This is a genomic window from Clostridium sediminicola (assembly GCF_050402865.1).
GTDB classification, from domain to species: domain Bacteria; phylum Bacillota; class Clostridia; order Clostridiales; family Clostridiaceae; genus Clostridium_AF; species Clostridium_AF sediminicola.
The window spans coordinates 1-255 of record NZ_BAABMF010000102.1 but is presented as its reverse complement, the minus strand read 5'-3'; the positions used below and the strand labels follow the sequence as shown (position 1 = coordinate 255).

Genomic DNA, 255 nt, shown 5'->3' with positions numbered 1-255 from the left:
AACACAATCATTAACATTGAATATATACTATATGGAACTAATTCAACTGGAGATAATTTTGCTAATCCTGCTGCAACTAATATTTGTCCACCATAAGGAACTATTCCTTGAAATGCTGATGCAAAAACATCAAGTAAACTTGCTGTTCTTCTTGGATCTATATCATATTCCTTTGTTATGTCTTTTGCCAAAGGACCAGCTGATACTATTGCAATAGTGTTATTTGCTGTTGATATATCGATTAAACTTGCAAGT

General features: G+C 32.2%; 1 pseudogene. It reads right to left on the bottom strand.

The annotated features are described in order from the left end of the window. Nucleotides 1-255 (bottom strand): annotated as a pseudogene (locus ACQ3F0_RS26945) (Na+/H+ antiporter NhaC family protein); the annotation flags it as partial.